This is a genomic window from Paenibacillus oenotherae (assembly GCF_019443105.1).
Taxonomy (GTDB): Bacteria; Bacillota; Bacilli; order Paenibacillales; family Paenibacillaceae; genus Paenibacillus_Z; species Paenibacillus_Z oenotherae.
This window is the reverse complement of the sequence record NZ_JAHZIJ010000002.1, coordinates 155837-180759: the sequence shown is the minus strand read 5'-3', so window position 1 is coordinate 180759 and position 24923 is coordinate 155837. Positions and strand designations below refer to the sequence as shown.

Sequence of the window (24923 nt, the reverse complement as noted above, 5' to 3'; positions counted from 1 at the left end):
CCGACTATGAAACGGAAACCGATCCTGCTGCTATGGCTGTTATTAATTGTCGTCGTGCTGTCAGGCTGCTGGAACAGCAAGGAATTATCCCATCTTGCCATCGTCTCTGCAATCGGAGTGGATAAGCTGCCGGATACAGCGCATTACCGGATTTCCTTCCAGGTGGTCAACCCGTCGGAAATATCATCAGATGTGCAAGGTGGCGGAGGGAAGACGACAGCTATTACCGTATTCGCGGATAATGGCAAGACGTTGTTCGAGGTGATACGCAAAGCATCGCGCAAAGCGCCGCGGGAGCTGTTGTTCTCCCATGTGAAGGTGCTGGTCATCGGAGAGCCTTTGGCGCGGGAAGGGATTACGGAGCTGTTCGATACATTCGAGCGTTTGAATCAAACCCGTCTGACAACGAAAGTGCTTGTCGCAAGAAATGCGACAGCGGAAACTGTGCTGGGCGTCGTTACGCCGATGGAAGAAATCCCGGCTGATGCGATGGCAGGCAAGCTGCAGTTCTCCGCCAGCCTGTGGTCCGAGAATGTGGAATACACCATTGATGACATTATACGGGCACTGGTAAGCATGGGAAAAGAACCGGTCATATCAGGTGTTGTTATTCAAGGTGAGCCTGAGCGGGGCGCAACGCAAGCAAATGTGCGAAGAACAACTCCTGATGCCACCATTATGATGCGCGGGCTTGCTATGTTCAAGGAAGGCAAAATGCAGCGCTGGCTGGATGGCGTGGAAGCCAGGGGGACTGTACGTCTGCTCGATAAAGTGAAAAGCAGCGCTGTAGAACTGGAATGCGCGGAAGAGAAGAACGTACTGTCCATTGAGCTCACTCGTTCCAAAACGAGCAAGAAGGTGAGCATTCATAATGGCAGGCCTAAGCTTGAGGTCTCCATCATCCAAGAGGGCAATCTGGTCGAAATGAAATGCGCCATCGACCTGACCCGGATGCATGAGCTGATGAAGCTGGAGAAGAAGTGGAGCCAGCAGACGGTCAAAGATGTGACAGCGGCTATTCAAGCAGCCCGGAAGCAGCAAGTCGATATATTCGGCTTCGGGGAATCCTTGAACCGCAGCAATAATAAGGAGTGGAAGCGGGTTGTAAAGGACTGGGATGCATTATTCGCCCAAAGTGAGATCCAGGTCAAAGCAGATTCGTTCATACGAAACACAGGCAACCGTATCAAATCCTACATGCAGCAGCAGCCTTAGCACAACTACAGCTTCGAACGGGGTGAACAGAGACATGAATACACCCAAAATCAGCGCCGGGCAATTATTTGCCCTGATCATCCTATTCGTCTTCGGCACAGCCATTGCTGTTAATTATGGACTGGATGCGAAGAAGGATGCATGGATTGCAATCCTGCTGGGGACCTTTAGCGGTTGTCTGCTGTTCATGCTCTTCAGCTATTTGTATCGGCAGTATCCGGATCTTACCTTGACCTGCTATACGCAGCGGATAATGGGGAAATATGTTGGGTGGCTGCTGGGCATGATCTTCGTCCTTTACTTTATATACGATGCGGCAAGAGATGTGAGGGATGCGGGGGAATTATTGAATACCTCTGTCTATGATGCGACACCAATCTTCGTACTTAATGCTGTTATGCTGCTTGCGATTGCCTATGTGCTTGACAAAGGCCTATATGTACTGGCCCGCCTGAGTGAAATTTTTATCGTTATTATTGCTGCCTCAGGCATTGTGGGGAGCATTCTCGTATTTGCCTCCCGCATCATTGATCTCAATAACCTGCTGCCCGTGCTGGAATATGGCTGGAAGCCGATTCTGACGACAACCTATCCCAGTACATTCATCTTTCCTTTCGGCGAGATGCTCTGCTTCTCTATGCTGTTCCCGCTTCTGAAAAACCCGGAGCTTCAATTAAAGACAGGCTTGTTGGCGATCGTGCTTAGCGGCCTGGCGCTTAGCTATACGATTGCAATCGATATAGCGGTTCTTGGAGCTGATATATCCTCCCGTTCGATCTTTGCCCTGCTGACGATGGTGAGCAAAGTGAACATTGCAGACTTTCTGCAGCGCTTGGATCCAATCGCTCTTTTTACAATGCTGATCGTCGATTTCTTCAAGATCGCCATGCTGTATTATGCTGCTGTAATCGGGACTGCAGATTTGTTCCAAGTGAAGCCGTCCCGCAAGCTGGTCGTTCCCGTCGGCTGTGTTATTCTTATTACCTCGATGTCGATCACAGGCAGCTTTAATGAGCATCTATTGGAGGGAAAGCTGTCGATCAGCAATTTCCAGCTGATGGTCGTTGTTGGCATTCCGCTGCTGCTTGCTGCTGTTCATCTTATCCGCAAATATATCGGCAAAGGGCAATCCGTTGACCCTTAATTCCGCTTCTTCTTCCTCGAATCAGCTATCCCGCTGATTAACGGCAGCACAATAAAGACCGCCAGCAGCATATAAGCCGGTATCCCCATAAATCCCCAATAAGATTTTAAATTCCGTATTGAGGAGGCCAGGGGGATGCCAGTAACAATATCCAGAAATATACTTAGCCCAAGGCTCAAGGAAAGCAGCAGCACAAATATCGCTAAAATTTTCATCCGATTGCCTCCGTTCTTCTATTTTTGCTACCTATTTTGCCCGATCGCTGCAGCAGCATACTGTAGTGGCAGGGCTTTTGTGTGAGATCCCGCATGAACCCTGGAAGAGCAATCAGCGCTTTTCGGGTTCAGATCGATGCTCTTTTGCAGGCTTTAGGCTAAGAATGATAATTTCTCAGGGAAATACCTGCGCTTTAGCAGGAATGCTTGTACAACAGACATAGAGGCTGGAACAAGTAGGCGTGGATCTTTCCGGGATTTTGGCGGGTGCATATCGCGTAACATTCAACGTTGACTCTGTTATGAGGCAAAGTGTCATAGCCGTTGCGAGGCAAATAGTGAGATTTAATAGGGGCAGCCGTATTGGGCGATCCCTATTTTTTGTTTCCTGGAAAGAAGAAGTTCCTCCAAAACATCATGTCGAAATGTGTATAAAAATGTCATTAATTGCTATGTATTCTAAATTCGCCGGATCACGAGTTGGCAAGACAGCAATGGACAAGTGATGGTAAAAACGTCCCGATTAGTGGTCGTCAAAATTACAATTTTCATATGGGGATCAGTCATCGCTGCTTATCGGGCAAATTTGTTGATAGGCAGTATTCATATTTTGTAAAAACCATACATATATTTTGCAAGCAACATGGCTGCGGAAGGAAGGATCACTACGAATATGGAAGGGGGAGTGAGAAAGGGCGAAATTGCATGAAATTGTAAATATAGTAGTTCGGTATGATCAAAAAGCGGGCTGACCGTAAAGAGCATTGATGTTCCATGACTGCTGGCACCTTAATGAAATTGTAAATCACTGCTTCAAAATAAAGTTTTTAAATACCAAATATTACTTGTAATATCGAATCGATCAAGCGAAAAAAGTAAATTAAATATATTATTGTTAATAAATAACTTCATAAAAAATGCTGAGATGTTACTGGATTCTTACAAAAAAATTCTTCCATAATTTGATCGTTATTGATAGAATACTCTTTGAAACTATGGAAGCAAAAGTGAATACATGCGATATATGATGATTGTGAACATATCAATTTATTTGCAAACGGCTTAATACATCCATAGTTCATTGTACCTAATCGTTGGGGAACTGGCTGAAATTTGTAACCCCGGCAATGTCAGTAAGGAGTGGTAGGCGAGATTTGTCGAAGCAGAAGAAAACAAAGTTGAAAAGGAGATTGAGAAATGACCAGAACGTTGCATTTTGAACTTGTATCCGGCTCAGCGAAAGCGAATGAGAAACTTACGCTGCACATTGGTACAGACAAGTATGAACTGCAGGCACACACTACCCAAACGCTGCTCGAAGCGTCCCGCACCAACAAGGCATTGGGACTTATTCCTGAAGAACACCGTCAACGCTTCACTCACTATGTAGTTGCGCCTGAAGCGCATTTCCCAACCGATCGTTTACTTCGTATTCGCGTAACCTCTCCTGATGATGACGAAAATATTTACCTTCCCAAACTACATCATATGTCCATACATATTCCTAAGATTCACCGTGAAAAGCACATTCAAAACAAGCTGAAAAGCAATGCAGCGCATGTTCATGCCAAGCTGTCGCATTTCGGCGTAACGAATCTTAGCGACGAGCATGCGCTTGAAGCGAACGTAGATGCCGATAACCTGCAAAGCCCATGGGATATCGCTACGTCAATATTATTCCATTATCCTGAGCTGTCCTCCAACAAGCCATATACCGCTAACGTTGTTATGAACGACCACATTGCTCCCCCACAGAATGTTAATCCGGCCCAATATAACGCAGTGTATAATCTGGCAACTATTATAAGCAAGCAAGGTCCGGCGTCCTCTACAGGCGGATGGGCAACCATTAAAAGTTCCGTCGATCAATACGGCAATCCGCTGACTTACGGATACGATATGGGTACACGCAAAGCCGGCGATCCGATCTATATCTACAGCTGGTCGGACTTGACCGTGCAGAACGCAACTTCGCCTATGACCAGCGCTATGCAGTCGGCAAGCAATGATACCACCTTGCAGAATCAGACATGGACTGTGAATCAAGGGAAGACTGCGTATCAGCAGGACGACGTCACCTCCAGCAACGCGCTGCACAAGTCGTACGCGGCGAAGAGAACGACGCTGGCGGCAGCAGCCCCTACGTACAAGTGGACGGTTAAGGAAGAGACGCCGAACCATGGCTTGAACATCTATTCCGATACGCTGTCATTTAACAGCGACAAAACCTTTTCGATCGAGGTAAAAAATACATTCCTGCGCTCGCTTACCGCCTATGCGCAATTCTTCAATGAGAAGGGCGACCCGATCTCAAATCCGGCAGGCTGGCAGGAGCGTCTTCCATCTGCTATTCAGAGCTGGTTCGAGACCGACCAGAAGAAATTCATCTCCAGCGTCTCGGCCGTTAATACGATTCTCGGCATTCCGATGCCGACAGATCCGACGAAGCTGTCATTCGTATTCCCGGATGACGCAACTTCATTAAAGCTGCTGTTCGGCTGCCTTGGCACGTCGAGATGGGATGGCGATGTCGATCCGTCCGGTGCAATACTGACAGGCATATTCCAGTACGGCATCCCGTCGATATTCCTCATTGCAGGAGCGGCCATTACTAACTCGAAGTGGTTCAGCGATTTCGTAAAGGATATTGATAATGTGGTCGCCGCCCTTGCTGTAGCATTCCCGATTGTAGGGGGAGGCGTAGCGACTGCAGCCGCTTTGACGAATGCCAAGTCCGTGCTGTTCGCCTTTGCGGACGCAATGGCAGGCATCCTGCTTGCCAAAGGGCTTGAGAAGCTGGCGCTCTATGTAACCGAGCAAATTACGGTTGCTGAGCTTGAGGACAATGTGCCGTTCGTCGGCTGGGCATTGCGCGCTGCGAACATGGCGATTAACTTTGCCGAGATGGCGGTATCGACAGGCGAGATTCTGTCTTCTCCAGCTACGCTGACGGTAGACATTTCGCGTGCGATGGATCTGCAATTCAATCTGCATCCAGATCCTGCGCATGGCGAGGCTGGCAATCCGGATACTGCTGTATGGCCTGCTGTATCGGATCATTATCAGGTTACGGTTCAATATCAGGGCGGTACGAACTTCGTGCTTCGCGGCAAGATGCCGGAAGTAACTTCAAACACGCCTTTGAATCTGACCTTCTCGAATCTTCCGGTAGGCGGCAACATTCAAATTATTGCAGGCATCTATTCCAGCAGCGGCTGGCTGTGCGGCAAATATCAGAGCGATTGGATACCGGCCTTCCCGGACAGCGGTTCCACCTCATTGACGCTTAACGAGAACATCACGGAAATTCTGGTTCCGCTCACGCAGGATACCCAGTACGACTATAAGGAAAAAATCATCTACGATGCGGCTTTGGATAAGCATATCTGGCATGCCGGAGATCTGCCGACGGCTACCGTTGCCAATCTTGATTGCAGCAGCGGCGGCAACTATATCTGCAAGCCTGTAGATATTACGCTGAACGGCCAGGCCTTCGAGATCGGCTATGTGTGGAGCGCTTCCGGACAAAATTACCGGGCACAGAACCTGTCGGTGCTTGCGGATCCGCAATCCCGCTTCAAAACATCTGAAGTGCAATTTACTGTTCAGCCGTATATTGCCTACGACCAGTTCGGCCTTCAGCCTGATGGCGGTGCAGATCAGCCGATCAGCACGAACAATTTCGTCCTTGATACGCGGAACAATCAGTTCAATCTGCGTCAAGTCAATTTGATGGACGGAGAGAGCGGCTTCGGCTTGAACGATCCGAATCTGAAGAGCTGGGGCCGATTCAACCTGTCGAACATGGATGCCATGGTTGTCCATCCGCAGGGATCGGTTATCGGCGTGAGCTGGAAGGACAGCAAGATGGAAATTTTGCAAATTCCGAGTGAGCCATCCGATGATGCACATGCGCAGGATGCGCAGATGGTATCCGGAATGGGTGTCAGACAAGGCTTGCTGCAAGGGCCAAAAGCGATTGCGGTAACCCCTGACGGCCGTGTTCTCATTCTCGAAACGCTGAACAGGCGTATTCAATCCTTCGACACGAAGGGCAATCCGGTAGCCAGCTTTATGGGTGAGTCGCTGTTCACGCTGAGCGCTGCGGATTATACGGCTGATCTGGACAATGGCGTCTTCTCTGCGGCTCTTCAGCAGCAATTCCAGAATCACGGCTTGACGCATATTTTCGATTTGAGTTCGTCTCTGTCAACAGATCTGGACAGCGCGACGCTCACGACGAACATCATTAACGCTTTTGCCAATCAAGGCGTGTATCTGTCGTATGACAGCAACGATATGAATAATCATGCGATCAGCTCTTATGTAACGGTCGTAACAGCCGGCACGGAGTGGTCGATCACGGATCCAAGCAGAAATGCCGTCTATAACATTACTAAAGCGACTTCGGTACTGAATGTATTCGATGTGCTGAACAACGTGACCGTCGATGTGCGTGCGAAGGGCAGCATCTGGGTTGTTGAGGATTGGAACGGGGCGCAATCCTACTATATTGCCGCTGATCCGGTCAACAGCTCGGTGCTTAATGTAAACCGCTATCTCTCGTATATGGCGCTGTACAATCCGGACAACCGCACGGACATTACGTATCTGGATGTGGCGGTGGAAGCGAAGGGCTACATCTACGTCCTGTCCTATGTGGCGGGCGGTAAAAATCCGAGCGACTACACGCTGGATCTGTACAATCCGGACGGCTCATTCCTTGTGAGAACGCCTGATTCCCGCTTGCAGCCAACGAATCCGCAGTATGTGAGCGCAGCCCGTCTCGTCGTTGATGTATGGCGCAACGTGTATACGCTCAATTACGAGCCGACTATTGGCCCGAACAAAATAACCGAGCCGTCCATCAGTCACTGGGTGCCGACTCCGCCGCTGTTTGATCTGGATCTTAGCAAGCAGCCGGATTTCGAGAATGCGAATACGGCTGCTGTTCAGGCGGATTTCGCCGCTAACGGCATCACGCTGGTGAACCCGATCGTAATTACAACCGTCAGCCAGAGCGGTTATTGGACGGTTAGCGATCCGACACAATCTTTTGATGTCATTCGCAGCGGTTCCAGCCTTGAGGTTTATTCCATACCAGTCAATTAATCGTTAAGGGAGCCACAGCCCGCAAAGGTCTTGAACCGATGCGGGCAGGCATACCCGATTCAAGAAGGGGAGGTAAGCATAGTGGGGGACTTAGTCAGCCAGGCGCTGCAGCAGATCGGCCTAACCGATGCTGATGTTCAGAAGGGTACGATCACAACCGGAGGCACGGCGGGACCGACTTACTTGTCGAGCAATCCGCAATTTTCATCCGCTATTCCGGCGAAAACGATTGTTATTAACAGCGTGGAAGAATTGAAGGCGATTGTAGGCGCCAAAGCAGCAAGCAGCAGTCAATTAGGTGCCGTGCCTGCTCCTTGGCCGCAGGACAAAAACACGTTGCAGAAGCATGAGCTAACGGAATCCGACGAGCTGGATGTATATTCGGCGCTGAGGGCGATTGTGCTTGGACACAGCGATGCGGTGAACAGCTATACCGGTATCGTGAATGCACGGTATTTCCCGATGAGCGCAACTGCATATGCGGGTGAGGATATCGTTGTAACCGCTAACAATCCATTGATCATTGAGCCTCATGGCCATGACCCGGTTATTGTCACATTCAATACAGTTACCCTTGAGCAGGGCGGGCAGATTATTTGCGACGCTCCAGTCATTATGACGGTTAATACATTTACTAAACAATAATTGAAAATTCAGGAGGCGTTTATTAATGAATGCACAAACAATCCGTAATCAGTTCATGAGCAAATTCAATCTTACAGATGCTATTGTCCACACAGCTACAATCAATACAGGAGATACTCCGGGACCGACTTATATTTCGGCGCATCCTGATCATGATTCGGTTATCAAGCCAACCTATGTGACGATTCAAAACATTGATGATTTCAAGCAATTCGGAGGCAATCCGGATGAAGTGTATCATAACAACCTGATGGCAGAGCATCATGCTCCGCTTGCTGCCTGTGATGCCGCTTTGACCAGCCTTCCCTATTCCGAATTGTCAGTGACGCAGAAATCAGACCTGTGTCAAGCATATCAAACCTATGTTTATGGCAACTCGCAGAATGTACAGTCCTATAAGGATGCGCTTCAGAAGCACTTTTTCCCGGCGCAGCTGGCTGTGTTTGCCGCACAGGACGTAGTTGTCACGAAGGACAATCCGCTTATTCTCAGCGGCAACGGCGATCAGCCTGCCTCATTCAGCTTCGGCACGGTTACGATCCAGCCAGGCGGGCAAATCATCAATCAGGCGAATGCAACATTGCTCGCTGACAATCTGATCCAACAAACGGACAGCACTACGCAGCCGACGAATAACTTTATCAGCGTCGGTCCAGATGGACAGAACGGAGCAGCGGGCGGCAATGGCGGCAACGGCAATACGGGCAACCAAGGCAGCGCGGGCTCCGATGGCAAGAGCTCTTGTTCCACTGGAGCGGGCCAAGGCGATACGGGCGGCACTGGCTACAACGGAACCGGAGGCGGCAACGGTTCGCGCGGTACTGACGCTCAGGTCGTTAGAGCGACGTTTACGACAGTAGAAGGTCCTGTTATTTTGATGTCCTGCGGCGGCAATGGCGGCGCTGGCGGTGCTGGCGGCAACGGCGGCAATGGCGGTCAGGGCGGACCTGGAGGGAACTCAACCTCGTATTGCTCTACAGGTGCTCAAGGTAAAGGCGGCCAAGGCGGAACGGGCGGCAACGGAGGAGCGGGCGGCGATTCCGGCAACGGCCAGAACATCTACTGCACGTACCAGACACTAGGAACGAACGGCTCGATTTCTCTCGGTACGCCAACGAAAGGCCAAGGCGGTCAAGGCGGCGCGGCAGGAAACGGCGGCAACGGCGGTCAAGGCAATCCTAACGGAAATGGAGCTTCGGCAGGAACTCCGGGAGCGAACGGCAAGAATGGCACGCTCGGAACGGTATATATCAATAACGTACCGCAAGGTTAGTCGAACTCATATAAGGAGGGAAAACCGATGAGCGCAAATTGCGATATTCTCATTCAAGGCGCTAATGGAGCAAACGGGGCTAGCGGCCAAGCCGGACAAAACGGCGCAAGCAATGGCGCTAACGGAGCGCCAGGCACCTTTGACAAGAAAGACAAACCGAATTGCACTTCTGCAACGAACGGGCAAGCGGGCCAGAATGCAGTTTCTTCAGGCGGCATAGGCGAGCAGGGCGGAGCGGGAGCGATTCCCCCTGATTTTGTACTGAAATGCCAGAGCATTGTTACGCAATCGCCAATCACCATCTCCAGCCTCGGCGGCAATGGCGGCAATGGAGGAAACGGCGGCAATGGCGGCAATGGCACGAACGGCGGCAACGCCGGAGAACAGGCTTCCAAATGCTCCAGCTCGCTTCCTCCGGCTCTTGGCGGAGTCGGCGGCAACGGAAGTAATGGCGGCAACGGCGGCAACGGCGGCAATGGCGGCAACGGCGGCATGATTCTCGTACAATTCGTAACGGCTTCGATCAATATCCCGGCACTTGGGCAATCGACCGGCGGAATCGGCGGAGTGGGCGGTACAGCTGGCTTCGGAGGTCTTGGCGGCTTCGGCGGCAAGAACGGCTCGGCTTCCGGGCAGAACCCGTCGAGTGCTAATGACGGTGTTGGCGGAGCGGCTGGCGTTCCCGGCAACTCCGGCTCCAACGGCAGCAATGGCTCTGTTACGGTAGAACCTGTTAGTCAAATTTAATGTAAGGGCAGGAGGAATGGAGATGTCTTCGGATTCGATGACATTTATTGGCAAGTGGGCATTCAGTAATCCCGCAGGCAGCTCCTTATTGAGCCTGGATGAGTCTACCGCAACGTTGGTAGCCGTCCAGGCTTCTTCCGCCGCTGCCGACCAGCGCTTTAATGCGTATGGCGACAGCGCGAGCGGATTTTGGCTGCAGGCAGCTAATGGAAGCTATTTGGTATACGGGGGCAGTTCCTATACAGCGACGGCAGGGCGGGACGGCTCTCCGGCGCTGTTCATTCTGCAAACAGCAGGCACTAATGTCAATCTGATTGAGCAAGCTTCAGGCGTGCAGTATGCGGTGAATATGAGCGGAAGCACTGTAACCCGCGTCGCTGCAAGCAATCCGCCGGCAACGGCGCAGTTCATTCAACAAAGTATAACGCCGGGCCTTGCGCAAATTCAGCAATCCTCGGTTATTCACGACGCCGATTTAACATGGGCTTATTTGGCCAGCGCGGACGTCAGCTATGTGGATTTCTCGGGTTGTAATATGACGAATGCGAATTTTGCGAACGCGACTTTATTCGAGGCTACCTTTCAAGGACCGGATACGATCCTGTCGCAGGCTGTCTTCACCGGCGCGCAAATGAATTACGTCATAATGCCCAAATGCACAGCAGCGGACACCGACTTCTCCAACGCCACTATGAAATTTGCGGTACTGTCTGATGCGACGATGAAGAATTGCAATTTCACAAGCGCTAATCTGACTGATGCTTCGATTGACGGCGCCGACCTGACGGGTTCAGCGATGGCCAAAGCCAATCTGTATGGTGCGATACTTATCGGAACCGTATTGGCGGATGCTGATTTGACCGGTGCGAATCTGCTGCTTGCCAACGTGAACAGCATCCACATTCCAGGGGCAACGCTGAGCGGCGCCAATATGAATAATGCGGATTTAACGACTGCGGAAATTGATGCTCATACGAACTTTACCGGAACAAGCCTGCAGAATGTGCGCTTCTTGAATTGCGCACTGCCAGGCGTTACCTTTACCCATGCGGATTTGACAGGCGGGCTATTGGATGGCTGTGATCTGACGGGTACGGATTTCAGCTTCGCCAATCTGACGAACGCCTCGCTCAAGAACGGCGTCAAGCTGTTCAGTGCGAGCATGTCCAATGCAACGCTGACAGGAGCTAACCTTACAGGTGCCCAGCTTGGCGCCAAGCAGGAAGCTTTCACGCTCAGCACCTCGCTGATCGGGGATCTGAACGGCGGCGCGATCACGACGGGAATCAGTCAAGCTTTTCAAGCGGCGGGTCACCCGTTGTCAAGCGCGGCCACATTAACGGTGCGCATTCCAAGCCAGGATTGGGTCATTACCGATAACAACACCGTCTACACCATTACAAACGGCGGCTCTGTTTTGTATGTCTGGCTGTATGTGTCAAGCAATGATGCCGCGGTGTTGGCGGGTGCTTATATGCCGAATGCTATTTTCACTGATGCCAATTTGTACGCTGTCAACATGTCCGGCGTCAATTGGTACGGCAATCTGGCCAAGGCGGACAATGCGGATCTGGAGGAAGCGGATCTTGCCAATGCTAATCTTGCCAGTATGGACTTCTCTCAAGCGCGCATGTACGGTGCGAATCTGGATTCTTCGAATCTGATCGGGACGACGATGAATGGCACATTCCTGACCCCTTCCATCAATAAGAAGCAAACCTCGCTCGCATTCGCTAATATGCAAGGAACAACCTTTCAGCAAGCGCAGCTTCAGAATGCGGTTCTGACGAATGCAGCCGTATCGTTGAATGAAGGGCCATTCTTCAATCTCCCGTCTACCTATTCTACCGATCTGGACAATGGGACGATTTCTTCGGCGTTAAGGCAGCAGTTCCAGAACAATAACTACCCTCTGGATACCAACGCGAAAGTGACGGTCGTTACACTGGGCAACTGCTGGACGATCAGCAATGGTTCCAACACGATCTATCCTGTCTATTCGATTATTAAGATCGGTACTCTGCTCTATGTATCCGGAGGTCCGATAGGCGTGCCGCTGTTCCAGCTGCCGCAATCGATGACTGCCGAGTTCGATGCCCAGAATCTTGCGCAGGATATCCAAACTGCGTTCAGCACGAACGGCTATCCGCTGCTGTCCTCGGCGAAGATCGACATGGTTATCATTGCGGGCAGCAAATGGCATATGACGAATATAAGTACAGATACTACCCAACTGCAGCAAGGTTATGTCGAGTTCTATGTGATCAGCAACAGCGACGGTACGCTGCATGTCTACGGCTCCGTGTTGATGGTCATTCGTCCGGATGATACACATACGCTCGAACAGGTGCGGGTTGTCCTCGCTACTACGGAATTGACGCAGGATGTGATGGACGGCACGACAACCTGTCCGAATGGGCAGAAGCTGCAGCAGTACTTGAATCAGAAGCCTCCGCAGCATCTGACCTGGGAGGCCATGATGACGGCTGCCACACCGCCGAAGCCGCCTGCCTGCATACCGGATCCTTGGCATTGGTGCTGATCCCCTGATTCATGAATCCCCTACGCAATAGGATAAAGCGATAACAGGAGGTTATGAAATGACAAGCCCGGCCGGACCATCTCCAATGGACTATGCGCTTCAATTGGCGGGAGCGCATCCCGAGCTTTCTTCGCCGGTTCCGGCGATTCAAGCATCGGTGACCGCATATATCAACAGCCAATCGAATGAGCTGTATAATCTCGCTACTGCCATCAGCAAGCAGGGGGCCGCTTCTCCTCAGGGCGGATGGGCCAAGACCGTTAATATTGGCAAGTTAGGGGAAACTCCCCTTTATCAATATAATATTTCAGCGGCAACAGCCGCTGCCGCTGGTTCTATCATTCAAGATACACTTATCTTGGTCAAGGGAGACAGCAGTCTGCAGAACAAGCTGTGGACCGTGCAGGTGGGGACGGATGGTTCTTACCAGCCGGTTATTCCGGCGATTGCTCCATACGCCTGGACAGCGGACGGCTTTCAGCCGCAGTTCGGGATCGCTGTGGATACGGTTAGCGGAGACCCGGACACACTGCAGTTTCAGATTGTGGCAGCCAATGTATATCCGGCTTTCTACAGTGTATACGCTGAGTTTCTGAATGCCTCCGGAGCTCCCGTTACACCTGCGGGCTGGACTTCCAGACTTCCGAAGGGGTCCCCCTACGAGTCGGCCACGATGAAGTTTCTTGGTATTGTCCCGCCAACGCTGACGAATGAAGGCATTGATATGGCCGTCCAGCAGGCAGTGCTGTCATGTACAGCACCGCAGGGGACCGCGTCCATTCGATTAACCTTCGGAACTTTGGGAGCGCTTGGGTGGGACGGGATCGTGAACCCGCTTCCATTGATGCTCTCTGGAGTTCTTGGCTATGCGGTGCCTTGGATCATGAAGAGCGCAGGCGGCTATACGTCACCTGATTGGTATAACGGACTGCTGGCGAATTCGGCTATTACGACCGAGATTATGCAAGCAGCCGGATGTCTCTCTTCAGCCGCCACAACCGAGGATGCGCTGGAGCTGCTTAGCGGGGTAATCGGATCTCTCCTCTTCGGCGGATCGCTGCCTAAGCTGTTGGCGGCACTGAGAAAGGTGTACGATGACGCTTCCCTTATTGCGGCGGCTCAAGGCATTAACTGGCCTTTGGCCGGATTGCTGTCATCGCTGCAAACGGGTGTTGTGAGCGGGATCGTTGAGACGCTTTCCGTTCCGGCCACTTTCACACAGCCGTATCGCCTGGATGCGATCACTTCATCCCGTGTAGAGGTGCGGCCAGATCCCAATCATGGTGCATGGCCGCTCACCGCAGCTCGCTATAAGATCCAGTGGCAGGCCAATGGCGCGACGAAGACATCCGAAGGCTCTATGAACGGCATTTGGACAGATGCGGTGTTGTCTGCCAGCTTCGCCGATGTTCCTCGCGATACCGCAGTATCGGTTCAAGTGTTCCTCTATAACTCAGCGGGGGCCGTCGTTGGAGAGGGCCAGGCGCAAGGCTATGCGTCATCCCTGCTGCAGATTGCCATTGAGGAATCCGTTCCAGGTCCAGCGTCCAGTTATACGGCGGTCATGGAATTGTCTTATGACAGTACGGCAGGATACAGCTGGAAGCCAGCTGTTACACCTGACAAGTCAACGGTGGCGAACCTGGATTGCAGCAATGTTGGAACCCGGTTATGCCAGTTGACCGGCATGTCGTATAATGCGGCGGAGGCTACGTTGGTATATGGCTGGAGAGCGTCCGGCATTCTGGCTTCTCTTTGCGGCGGCGGGACTACTAATGGAGCGCAGATGTACCGGCTGCAGGCGATCTCGATATCGGCTTCTGTCGGGGAATCGCTGAACCCTCCATCCTGCGGATTCAATACAATGACAACGATCGCAAGCGGGAACGGCAAGGATAATAATTTGTTCTTCGATACTCGTGTTGTCCCAGGTGCTTTGCGGGACATCGCTTTGGGCGATGCCGGGCCGTTTCAATTTCCGTCAGGACAGAGCTGCGGGCATTTGACCCTGAGCGCTATTGATGACCTCGTCGTACATCCGGCAGGCTATGCCGCCGCTGTCAGCGGAGCGGCCAACATGCTGCAGATCGTGCAGCTTAGCGGCAGTCCGGTTGACGATGCGGCAGCACCGGGACCTGCTTCGGTAGGCGGCTCGGGAACACGGGCGGGTCTGCTGCAGCTGCCTGTCGCGGTTGCGCTCACGCCGGACGGCTTCATCGTGGTGCTGGAGAGCGGCAACAGGCGTCTGCAAGTGTTTGACGTTAACGGCAACAGTGTCAATTACTTTGGCTCGTCGCCATTCCTGCCGCTGCGGCAGGATTCAGGCGTCACTTACTTGGATCTCGATATCGATAGCAGCGGCAATATGTATGTGCTGTCATACCAGGGGAATGGGGCTGCCGCCAGCCAGTACCAGCTCGACATCTATTCTTCCAGCGGAACGCTGCTGTTAACTACTCCAAGCATGAACGCTGCGAAAATCGCCGTAGATTCATGGAACAATATCTATACGCTGGATTACAGTCTTATGCAAGTCGCCGGAGGCGACTGGAGTCCAATCGTCCGGGTATGGGCACCTATGACAACTACATAAGAAGAGAGAGGAAGGTTCGAACGCATGTCAAAGAAAGAACCACTTAGGCCTGCGCAAACGGACGGGGACGCTATCGCAATTATTGGGATGGGCTGCCGTTTTCCCGGAGGTGTGAAGGGACCGGACGATTATTGGGAACTGCTCAGAAGCGGCAAGGATGCCATCGTCGAGGTTCCTCCAGAGCGCTGGAACAAGGCGGACTTCTATCATCCCGATCGGGATAAGCCAGGGAAAATGGTGACGAAGTACGGCGGCTTCATCGATGGAATCGACCGCTTCGACCCGGAGTTCTTCGGCATATCCCCTCACGAGGCGCATCATATGGACCCTCAGCAGAGACATCTTCTTGAGGTGACGTGGGAAGCGCTCGAGGATGGCGGGCTGCAGCCCCATAAGCTGCGGGGGCATGGGGTCGGCGTGTTTGTCGGTGCTTTTGCGCTGGATTATCATGCGCTTCAGTTCGGTGATCCGTTCCAGAGAGATGCGGGTCCGTATACGGCGGCCAGCAGCATGACGACGATGATTTCGAACCGGATTTCATATATTTTTGATTTTCAAGGCCCGTCGATGACGGTAGATACGGCCTGCTCGTCTTCTCTCGTATCACTGCATCTGGCTTGTGAAAGCTTGCGCAATGGCGAGAGCCAGGTTGCTGTGGCGGGTGGCGTCGTCCTTATTTTCACCCCGCAGTACACGCTGGTGGAGAGCCGTGGCGGATTCCTGTCTCCTGACGGGCGCTGCAAAACCTTCGACGCATCGGCTAACGGTTATGTGCGGGGCGAGGGTGTCGGAATGGTGGTACTGAAACGGCTTGCTGACGCTGTTGCTGACGGCGATCACATACAAGGGGTCATTATGGCCAGCGGCGTCAATCAGGACGGCCATACAGTAGGCATCACAGTTCCTAGCTCGGATGCACAGGAACGGCTGATTCGGGAAACGCTCCGCAAGTCCGGATTGCCCGCTTCAGCTGTGCAGTACGTCGAAGCCCATGGAACGGGAACGCCAGTGGGCGATCCTATCGAGGCCAGAGCGATAGCCGCTGCCTATAGCGGCGAGCGGCCGGGTGACGGTCGTTTGATCGTCGGCTCATGCAAGACGAATATCGGTCATACGGAATCCGCTGCCGGTATCGCCGGGTTGATTAAGGCAGTGCTCTGCCTAAAGCATAAGCAAATCCCGCCGAATCTTCATTTCGACGAACCGAATCCCGCGATTCCGTTCGAGGATTGGAAGATCCGTGTGCCGCTGGAGCTCCAGCCATGGCCGCAGCACCAGGGCGCTGCGGCAGCCGCAGTCAATTCATTCGGATATGGCGGCACGAATGCGCATGTCATTGTCCGCGAGGCGATCGGATCAGAGATGCATGCCGGAAGGAGCCAGCAGTCCGGTACCGAAGAGCGCAGGCAGGATCGTGCAGCAGCATCGTCATCGGCTGCAACGGCAGACGGATCAGCGCTCTCGACGGGCGGCATCCCTGCTCCCCGCTCCTATCTGCTGCCATTATCGGCACGCAAGGCCGACGGGTTAAGCACGCTGAGCGCTGCTTACAAAGCACTCCTCTCCAGAGGTGCAGCAGCCGGGGCGGATTCGGATCATTTGCTGGCCGATCTCTGTTGGAGTGCGGGAGCACGGCGCGAGCATCACCGGTACCGCCAGGCCTTCGTTGTTCATGACAAGGCGGAATTGAATGGGCTGCTGGATCTGTCAATTGCGGGGCAAAGCGGCAAAGGCATCGCAGCAGGCAAGAAAGCGTCCGGCGAAATTCCGAGGCTTGTCTGGACTTTCTCGGGCATGGGCCCGCAATGGTATGGGATGGGGCGTCAGCTTCTGAGCCAGGAGCCGGTCTTCTATGAGACGCTGGCCCGCTGCGACCGTTTGTTCTTTGAGCTTGCCGGATGGTCTATGCTGGCTGAGCTGGGCAAGGATGAGGCGGACAGCCTGATGGACGAGACAGAAATTTCGATGCCGATCAGCTTTGCACTTCAAGTAGCGCTTGCGGCGCTCTGGCGCTCGTGGGGAATTGTTCCTGATGCGATCGTCGGCCACAGCGCCGGCGAGGTTGCGGCGTTCTATGAAGCTGGTGTCTATACTTTGGAAGATGCGTTGTGCGTCGTTTACCACCGCAGCCGTCTGCTGCAGCGTCTTAGCGGCAGAGGCGGAATGGCTGCTGTCGGCGTGACGGAGGCTGTGGCGGAATCCATGCTGGAGCAAGTGAAGGACAAGGTGGACATTGCCGCGATCAACAGTCCGTCCTCAGTTACGCTGGCAGGCGATTCCGAAGCATTGGAGCATGTTCTGCGCTTGGCGGGAGAGCAGTCTTATTTCTGCCGCAAGCTGAAGGTGCAGGCTCCGTTCCATAGCCACTATATGGAAGAGATCAAGGATGAGCTCTTGGCAAGCCTGCACAATGTGCCTGCCCGCGCCAATTCGATCCCTCTTTACTCCACCGTAACGGCTGAACTGGTGGATGGGGCAGCTGTTGATGCTTTTTATTGGTGGAGAAATGTGCGGGAGACGGTTCGTTTCGCTCCTGCCATTGAGCAGCTGCTCGGACTTGGCTATACTGCGTTTCTGGAGATCGGCGCGCATCCTGTACTCTCAGGCGCATTGACGGAATGCTTCAAGGAGCGCAGCGCGCTCGCTGTTGCTTCGATCCGCCGCAAGGAGGATGAGCATCATGCGATGATGAATTCCTTGGCTCAGCTGTATATCTGGGGTTTGGAACCGAATTGGGATGTGCTATATCCTCAAGGACAATGGATCAAGCTTCCGCCTTATCCATGGCATAGTGGAACCTATTGGCATGAACCGGATATGATCCGGCTCATCCGGCTTGGACATCGGGATCATCCCTTGCTGGGACGGCCGCTGCTCGGCGCAATGGCTGCCTGGGAGGGCGAGGTATCGCTGCTCCGCTTCCCTTATTTGCAGGATCACCGGGTACTAGACGGAATTGTGTTTCCGGCAGCGGGGTATATCGAGGCGATTATGGGAGCGCTGCAGCATACTTTGGGCCAGGGGAGCTACGTGCTGGAGCACATTGAGCTGCATAGAAGCATGACGCTGTCCCAGCCTTCTGCGGTGCTGCTGACCCAGCATTATCTCGATGTGGAGAATGGCACCTTTCAAATCTACGGTGCCGCGGATGCGCCGAACAGTCCGTTCACGCTTCATGCCTCCGGCCGCGTCAGGCAGCTTCAGAAGAGCGGCTTGTCATCTGCTGTTGATTTGAAGCGTGAGGTGCTGGCCACTCCGCATCCTATAGACAGAGATAAGGCTTACCGTATTCTGAACAATATGGGCTTTGACTACGGACCTTATTTCCAAGGAATCCGCGCCGTGCATCTGGGTATTGATGAAGCCTGGGTTGAAGTGGAAATGGACATCAGGGACAATGAGGCGGAGGGATATGAGTTTCATCCGCGCTTAATGGATGCCTGCTTCCAGGCTCTGCTGGCTGCGGAATTTCCATTGGAGGGCGAGACGCCGAAGGAAACAAGGCTGGAATTCCGCATTCCGGTACGCATTGGCGAAGTGCGCTATTACCGCAAGCCGGAAGGGCGGCTATGGGCGCATAGTAAGGTCAGTGAGCGGAATAGCATGATTACGAAGGGCGATCTGCACATTTATGATGAACAGGGCCGCCTTGTTGCCCGCTTTCTTGATTTTGTCAAACAGGCCGTTGATGCAGCAGTCGGCAAAATCAACAGCACACAGCTCAAACGATGGTTCTATGAGCTGCAGTGGCAGCCTGATTCCAAATTGCTTCCACCCGCGAAACGCATGACCAGAAAGGATGTTTGGCTTTTCCTGGGGGATGAAGGTGATTTTGCCGCAGCTGCGGCCTCGCAGCTGCACAAGCAGGATTTTGACACCGTCATCGTGAAAGCATCGGCTGACGGCTCGTATTCATTCACGCCTGCTTCCGGCATTGTTGGCAATCGAATGGATCCGGCGAACCGCGAGCATTATGATCTGCTTGTAAAGGATGCGCTGCAAGCCTATGGCAGCCGTCTCCGCGGCATCGTACACTGCTGGAATCTTGATCTGCCCTCTGCCGAGGGGATGGCTGAGAGAGAAGGGATCGAGCCTTGGTCACATGTGAAGGCCTTGAGCGGCCATTCTCTGCTCTATGCTGCGCAAAGCATAGCCGGATCGCATGCGTCTGCCCGCATCTGGGTCGTTACTTGCGGCTCCCAAGCCACTCAGAAGCGTCAAGATGAGACGCTGCAGCATCCTTTATCTGTCTTTCAAGCTGCGGCATGGGGGCTCGGACGGACGCTAAGCCAGCAGGAGCTGCGCGATTATTGGGGCGGCATGGTAGATCTCGATCCGGCTGCAACGACAGCGGAATCGGCGGAGCTGTTCATTCAAGAGCTCGTCAGCGAGGAAGCCGGGGCGGAGGATCAGATTGCATATCGCGGCGGACAGCGATATTTGCTGCGAATGAATCATGCAGCCGATATTCCTGGATTATCGCTGCCTATGCGCTGCCGTGGTGACGGTGCTTATCTGATCACTGGCGCTTTCGGAGCGATCGGGCAAGAGACTGCCAGGCTGCTCGTCAAGCGTGGGGCCAGAAGGCTTCTGCTCGTGGGCCGCAGCCGGCTTCCGGAGCGAAGCCAATGGAAGGATGCCGCTTCCGGCAGCAGCGATGCAGAGCGAATTGCCTATGTGCTGGAGCTCGAAGCTGCGGGTGTGCATGTCGAAATCATCAGTCTGGACATTACCAATATCGCGGCTCTGAGCGACTACATGAAGGCGTATGTTGGCAGCGGGCAGCCGCCGATCTGCGGTGTTGTACACAGCGCAGGTGCGGTCAGGGATATTCTGATCGAGCATATGTCACAGGAAGCGTTCGACGAAGCGTTCGAGCCTAAGGTGAAGGGCGCCTGGAATCTTCATCTGGCTATGGATGGACAGCCGCTGGAATTTTTTATTCTGTTCTCCTCGTTGGCCGCCATTCTTCCGCCTGCTGGCCAGGGCAACTATGCGGCCGGGAATGCCTTTATGGACGCGCTCGCTGCATATCGACTTGGGCAAGGTCTCCCGGCACTTAGCATCAATTGGGGCCCATGGACGGTAGGGATGGTAGATAAGCTGAACTTGACCGCGCACTTTCAAGAGAACGGGATTGATTGTATTCGGGCAGGGGAGGGGATGCGGCTTCTGGAGCATCTGATCGGACAGAACAACGCCCAGGTCGCTGTACTTTCTGCGGAATGGCGTGCTGTTAGACGGCTGTATCCGGGAGTTGCGCTGCTGAATCTGCTTGATAAACAAGCCGGGCAAGCGGGTGACGGCACAACGGAAGAAGCAACTATGGCTGACTTATTGAAGACGCTGGATGCTTCGCTTCGCGGGCCTCTCATTCTGGAGAAATTCACTGCGCTGGTTGCTGAGCTGCTTCATTTCGACCATGCTTCGCTCGATACGACCAAAACACTGCCGGAGATTGGCCTCGATTCCATGATGGCAATCAAGCTTCGCATCCGGATACAGAATGAATTCGGGACTGCGCCGATGGTGGGCGATTTGCTTAGCGGCATTCCTATTACGGCTCTGGCGGATAAGCTGGCTGAGCAGTATGAGCAGGGGCTGAAGCCCGAGCTTCAGCCTGTATAAAGCGAAGAGAAACAAATCTGACAATGCTAAAAAAGAATCGCTCCTTGCAGGTGGAAGTTGCGCCAACCATTTGCAAGGAGCGATTCTTTGTTGTACTATTATACGGCTCTGATTTCAAGCAATTCATATTTGATTACGCCATCAGGAGCGGATACATGAATAATATCGCCTACCGATTTGCCGAGAAGCGAGCTTCCTAGCGGGCTTTCGTACGATATTTTGTTATCCAGCACGTCGGCTTCCGAGGGGCCTACAATCATGTATTCGATGATCTCGGCGAATTCCAGATCATTCAGCTTCACGATAGAGCCTACAAAGGCTTTGCTCGTGTCTACACCCTCCACGTCTGCAATCTTTGCCTTGCGCAGCATTTTCTCGATGACGAGAATTCGAGTCTCCATAAATGCCTGATCATTCTTGGCGGAATGATACTCGCTGTTTTCCTTCAAATCACCGTAGCTAAGCGCTAATTTGATCCGATCTGCAATTTCTCTGCGCTTGACTGTCTTCAGATCTTCCAGCTCAGCCTCAAGCTTGGCCAATCCCTCACGGGTCAATATAATTTCCTCTTGCGACATTGATACAACTCCTAATTGAAACGAATATGTTCAGTTATCCATTCTACACGATATTGGTGCATAATCATACCGTTATTGAGCAGGCGGAGCAATGATTCACAGGGACTCCAACTTGCAGCAGGGAGTAGGGTGAGCGATTTGAGAGTGACAGGAGCGGAAATTTCCTATTTCTGAATGGATACGATGAACACACAGATAAAAAATCAGCGTTGGGCCTATTTTTCATCCGATCAGCGAATGAGCCTGGTAGTAAGGATTATCGGATTATGGATGGTTCATACATGCCGTCAATAACGCCGAAACAAACGAGATGCGAGCTGTGAGATGCGAGCGAGGCGAAACATGCGAAACGGCATTTATTTGCCAGCTTCTGACCCCATGAAGGTAAAATGCCTGCCAGCGTGCAGGTATTACACCTTAGTTTCCTCTTTACGGCCGATTTTTTCTCACATTCATGCATGATCGCAGGAAATTTGCCATTATGGCGTCTTGTAACCGAAATGCATGCACATTCGCAGGCTTCTTCCTCCGCCACGCTGCGTCAAACCATATTTGGAGGAAGGGAGGGCAGAAAGGTGGCCCCATATACATAAAAAATGAAAAAATCCGTTTAAAGCCATCTCACAGGCTAAAAACGGATTTTTTGTGTTTTGGGAAGCCATTTAAATTGTTCTTAAAGACTTTGTCAGTGGCCTCCTTTTCCGTGGTTCTGGAAGCATCTTTTCGCATCATTTGGGATTTGATCATTGAATATATACTTTCAAGCAGCCCTTTGTTTATTGCTTATTACGGAATGAAGAGCTGCGAGGAAGGTATAATTTGCTTGCTCTGGCTGCTGCTTGACCATGACAGTTGAGCGACTGCGCCAACGATGTTGTCGTAGTATTCCATCTTGATATCGTACTTCTGTCCGGCATTCAATGTAATGGTGCCGCTGTACTCCGTTGCCCCCTGATCAACCCAGTGGTCGATAAGGAGCGAACCGTTGACCCATAGACGGACACCATCATCGGTATTGGTATAGAACGTGTAGGTTTCTGTATACAATGGTGCCACTTTGCCTGTCCAGCGGACGCTGAACGTGTCGCTGCCTACACCGGAGGCTGGACTGCCTGTTCCCCAGTTGAAGTTGACGTTGGCATCTGTGCGCGTTGTAATAAGATTGGTAAGATCGGCGTTGTCGTAATACTGCCCAAGCAGGCCGTTAGTCTGCAAGGTGACGCTGGCCTGAGCGGAATTGGCGCTTTCTCCCGTGCTGTTGACGGCGCTGACTACATAGTAATAGGTGGTGTTATTGGCCAGTCCGGTATCGGTAAAGCTGGTTGCCGATACATTCGTGCCTACTGTTGTATAGGGCCCGCCGCTTGAAGTCGAGCGCTTCACATTATAGCCTGTCGCATTGCTGGCTGCGCTCCATGATAAGGACGCCTGCGAGGTGCCTGCCGTTGCCGTCAATCCGGTTGGTGTAGCTGGAGCGGGCAGTACTGCGAACAATTGGTTCTTGGGAATAATTTGCTTCGACTGGCTGCTGCTTGACCATGATAGGTATGCGGCCGCATCGTAGGCGTTGTCATAATACTCCATCTTGATATCATACTTCTGTCCAGCTGTTAGTGAAATCGTGCCGCTGTATTCCGTTAACGCCTGATTAACCCAGTGGTCGATAAGAAGCGTTCCGTTGACCCACAAGCGGACGCCGTCATCCGTACTGGTATAGAACGTATAGGTTTCCGTATACTTAGGCAGAACCTGTCCGATCCAGCGGACGCTGAACGAGTCGGCATCCACGCCAGTAACTGGACTGCCTGAACCCCAATTGAAATCGACCTTGGCGTCCTTGCGGGTCGTAACCAGGCTGGTAAGGTCGGCATTATTATAATATTGCCCGAATAATCCATCACCGATAGGCACGCTGTAAGGCGCCTGCACCATACCGTAGCCGTAGGAGCTGTCACGTCCAGGGGCACCTAGATCCTGTGCGGTCTCCGCCAGCTTCGCGCGGATTTGTGCGACCGTATAGGTCGGATATTGCTCCATATATTGTGCAGCAATTCCAGCCGCGTAAGGGGTTGCCATGGAGGTTCCTGTCATATACGTATACCCGTTATTATTGTATGTGCTGTAGACGCTCGTACCCGGTCCGGTCAGCTCCAGATGCGGCCCCTTGTTGGACGAGCTGTTTCTCTCATCTGTTGAGGTCGCATTGGCCACCGCGATAACGGAGTCGAATGCAGCCGGATAACGATCAGGATCGTCGCTGCTCGTATTGGAGCTGTTGTTCCCTGCGGCAGCGAGGATAAGAATGCCATTGTCATAGGCTGCATCACAAGCATCTTCAAATGCGGATGAATACGATTCCCCGCTCAGGCTCATGTTGATGATATCCATATTGTTATCAATGGCCCAGTCGATGCCGTCAATAAACCAGGAATAGTAGCCATAATTGTTGTCACCCAGCACTTTAGCGGAATACAAAAGAACATCAGGCGCTGCGCCTACCGTTCCAATGCTGTTATTCTTCGCCGCGATAATACCCGCCACATGGGTGCCGTGGCCATAGATATCGCTTGTGCTGGTGCTGTCTGTGAAGTTGACCTTGCTTTGGATGACCAGATCATCGTGGTCTGCAATACCGGAATCGAGTACAGCCACTTTAATGTTATCCCCGGTCAAGCCGTTGGTCCAGCCCTGAGGGGCCTGGATTCTGGCAATTCCCCAATCCTCGGTCTGCGCAGAGCCTCGTCCGATCGCATCCTCCTCAATAGAGAGGATATTGCTGTCATTGATTAATTCCTTCAGCTCCTCCTGCGATACGGTCATAGCCTCCAGATTAATGTGCTTGTATTTCTTGTGGTCTTTATATTTCTTTTTGCTTGCTTTTTTCGCTGCTGCTGCCTCGGGACGATATTTGACGATAACGCGTTTGTCCCCTGACGGATTCAGAAGCAGCTGCGGATCTACGATCTTCTGCGGTTCTTGCGACACGGCGGATGCCGGACTAGCGGCGGCGATAGAAAAAGTAATCATCGACGCAACAACAGCTACATGCATAAGTTTTCTTAACACAATTTTCCCCCTCACAAGTTTTGGAATAAATAGTTGCATAATTACTGTAAAAAAATAATAGGAAACAGTCAATATATTGATAGTCCTATTATTTGTATACATAAAGTAAACGCTGGATAAAATGAAAATTAGTTGTGTGTTTTTCTGATTCTTAAATAGTTAAGG

At 52.4% G+C, this 24923-nt stretch carries 12 protein-coding genes; 9 read left to right on the top strand and 3 right to left on the bottom strand.

The features are described from left to right. The first annotated feature begins 6 nt into the window (after nt 1-6). The gene (locus K0T92_RS05040) at nt 7-1215 is read left to right on the top strand and encodes a Ger(x)C family spore germination protein (protein WP_219871346.1); all 1209 of its coding nucleotides are present in this window, start codon (nt 7-9) and stop codon (nt 1213-1215) included. A 34-nt stretch (nt 1216-1249) separates the two neighbouring features. After that, nucleotides 1250-2359 (top strand): GerAB/ArcD/ProY family transporter, encoded by a 1110-nt coding sequence (locus tag K0T92_RS05035; RefSeq protein ID WP_219871345.1) that lies wholly within the window; start codon nt 1250-1252, stop codon nt 2357-2359. Here K0T92_RS05035 and K0T92_RS05030 read toward each other — a convergent pair. Then, nucleotides 2356-2574 (bottom strand): YczF family membrane protein, encoded by a 219-nt coding sequence (locus K0T92_RS05030; protein WP_219871344.1) that lies wholly within the window; start codon nt 2572-2574, stop codon nt 2356-2358. The genes K0T92_RS05035 and K0T92_RS05030 overlap by 4 nt on opposite strands. 1197 nt (nt 2575-3771) lie before the next feature. On the opposite strand from K0T92_RS05030, the gene K0T92_RS05025 reads away from it, so the two are divergent. The 7 genes from K0T92_RS05025 to K0T92_RS04995 all read left to right on the top strand — a co-directional run bounded on the left by K0T92_RS05025 (nt 3772) and on the right by K0T92_RS04995 (nt 21114). Beyond that, a complete protein-coding gene (locus K0T92_RS05025; RefSeq protein WP_219871343.1) occupies nt 3772-7686 on the top strand; it encodes a hypothetical protein in 3915 nt (1304 codons plus the stop codon). Between the two features lie 81 nt (nt 7687-7767). After that, nucleotides 7768-8331, top strand: coding sequence for a hypothetical protein (locus K0T92_RS05020; RefSeq protein WP_219871342.1), 564 nt, complete (start codon nt 7768-7770; stop codon nt 8329-8331). Nucleotides 8332-8356: 25 nt separating this feature from the next. Beyond that, nucleotides 8357-9604, top strand: coding sequence for a hypothetical protein (locus tag K0T92_RS05015; protein ID WP_219871592.1), 1248 nt, complete (start codon nt 8357-8359; stop codon nt 9602-9604). 27 nt (nt 9605-9631) lie between these two features. Then, entirely contained in the window at nt 9632-10351 is a 720-nt protein-coding gene (locus tag K0T92_RS25250) for a hypothetical protein (RefSeq protein WP_219871341.1), read from the top strand. Between the two features lie 22 nt (nt 10352-10373). Continuing rightward, a complete protein-coding gene (locus K0T92_RS05005; RefSeq protein ID WP_219871340.1) occupies nt 10374-12893 on the top strand; it encodes a pentapeptide repeat-containing protein in 2520 nt (839 codons plus the stop codon). Nucleotides 12894-12951: 58 nt separating this feature from the next. Beyond that, on the top strand, nt 12952-15486 hold the full coding sequence (locus K0T92_RS05000; protein ID WP_219871339.1) for an NHL repeat-containing protein: 2535 nt from the start codon (nt 12952-12954) through the stop codon (nt 15484-15486). A gap of 24 nt (nt 15487-15510) precedes the next feature. Then, entirely contained in the window at nt 15511-21114 is a 5604-nt protein-coding gene (locus K0T92_RS04995; protein WP_219871338.1) for a type I polyketide synthase, read from the top strand. Between the two features lie 98 nt (nt 21115-21212). Here the strand turns inward: K0T92_RS04995 and greA are convergent, their stop codons facing one another. Together greA and K0T92_RS04985 are read right to left on the bottom strand one after the other, a co-directional pair. After that, nucleotides 21213-21692: a transcription elongation factor GreA gene (gene greA / locus K0T92_RS04990; protein ID WP_219871337.1), complete on the bottom strand. Its 480-nt coding sequence runs from the start codon at nt 21690-21692 to the stop codon at nt 21213-21215. A 786-nt stretch (nt 21693-22478) separates the two neighbouring features. After that, on the bottom strand, nt 22479-24758 hold the full coding sequence (locus K0T92_RS04985; protein ID WP_219871336.1) for a S8 family serine peptidase: 2280 nt from the start codon (nt 24756-24758) through the stop codon (nt 22479-22481). Nucleotides 24759-24923: the final 165 nt, after the last annotated feature.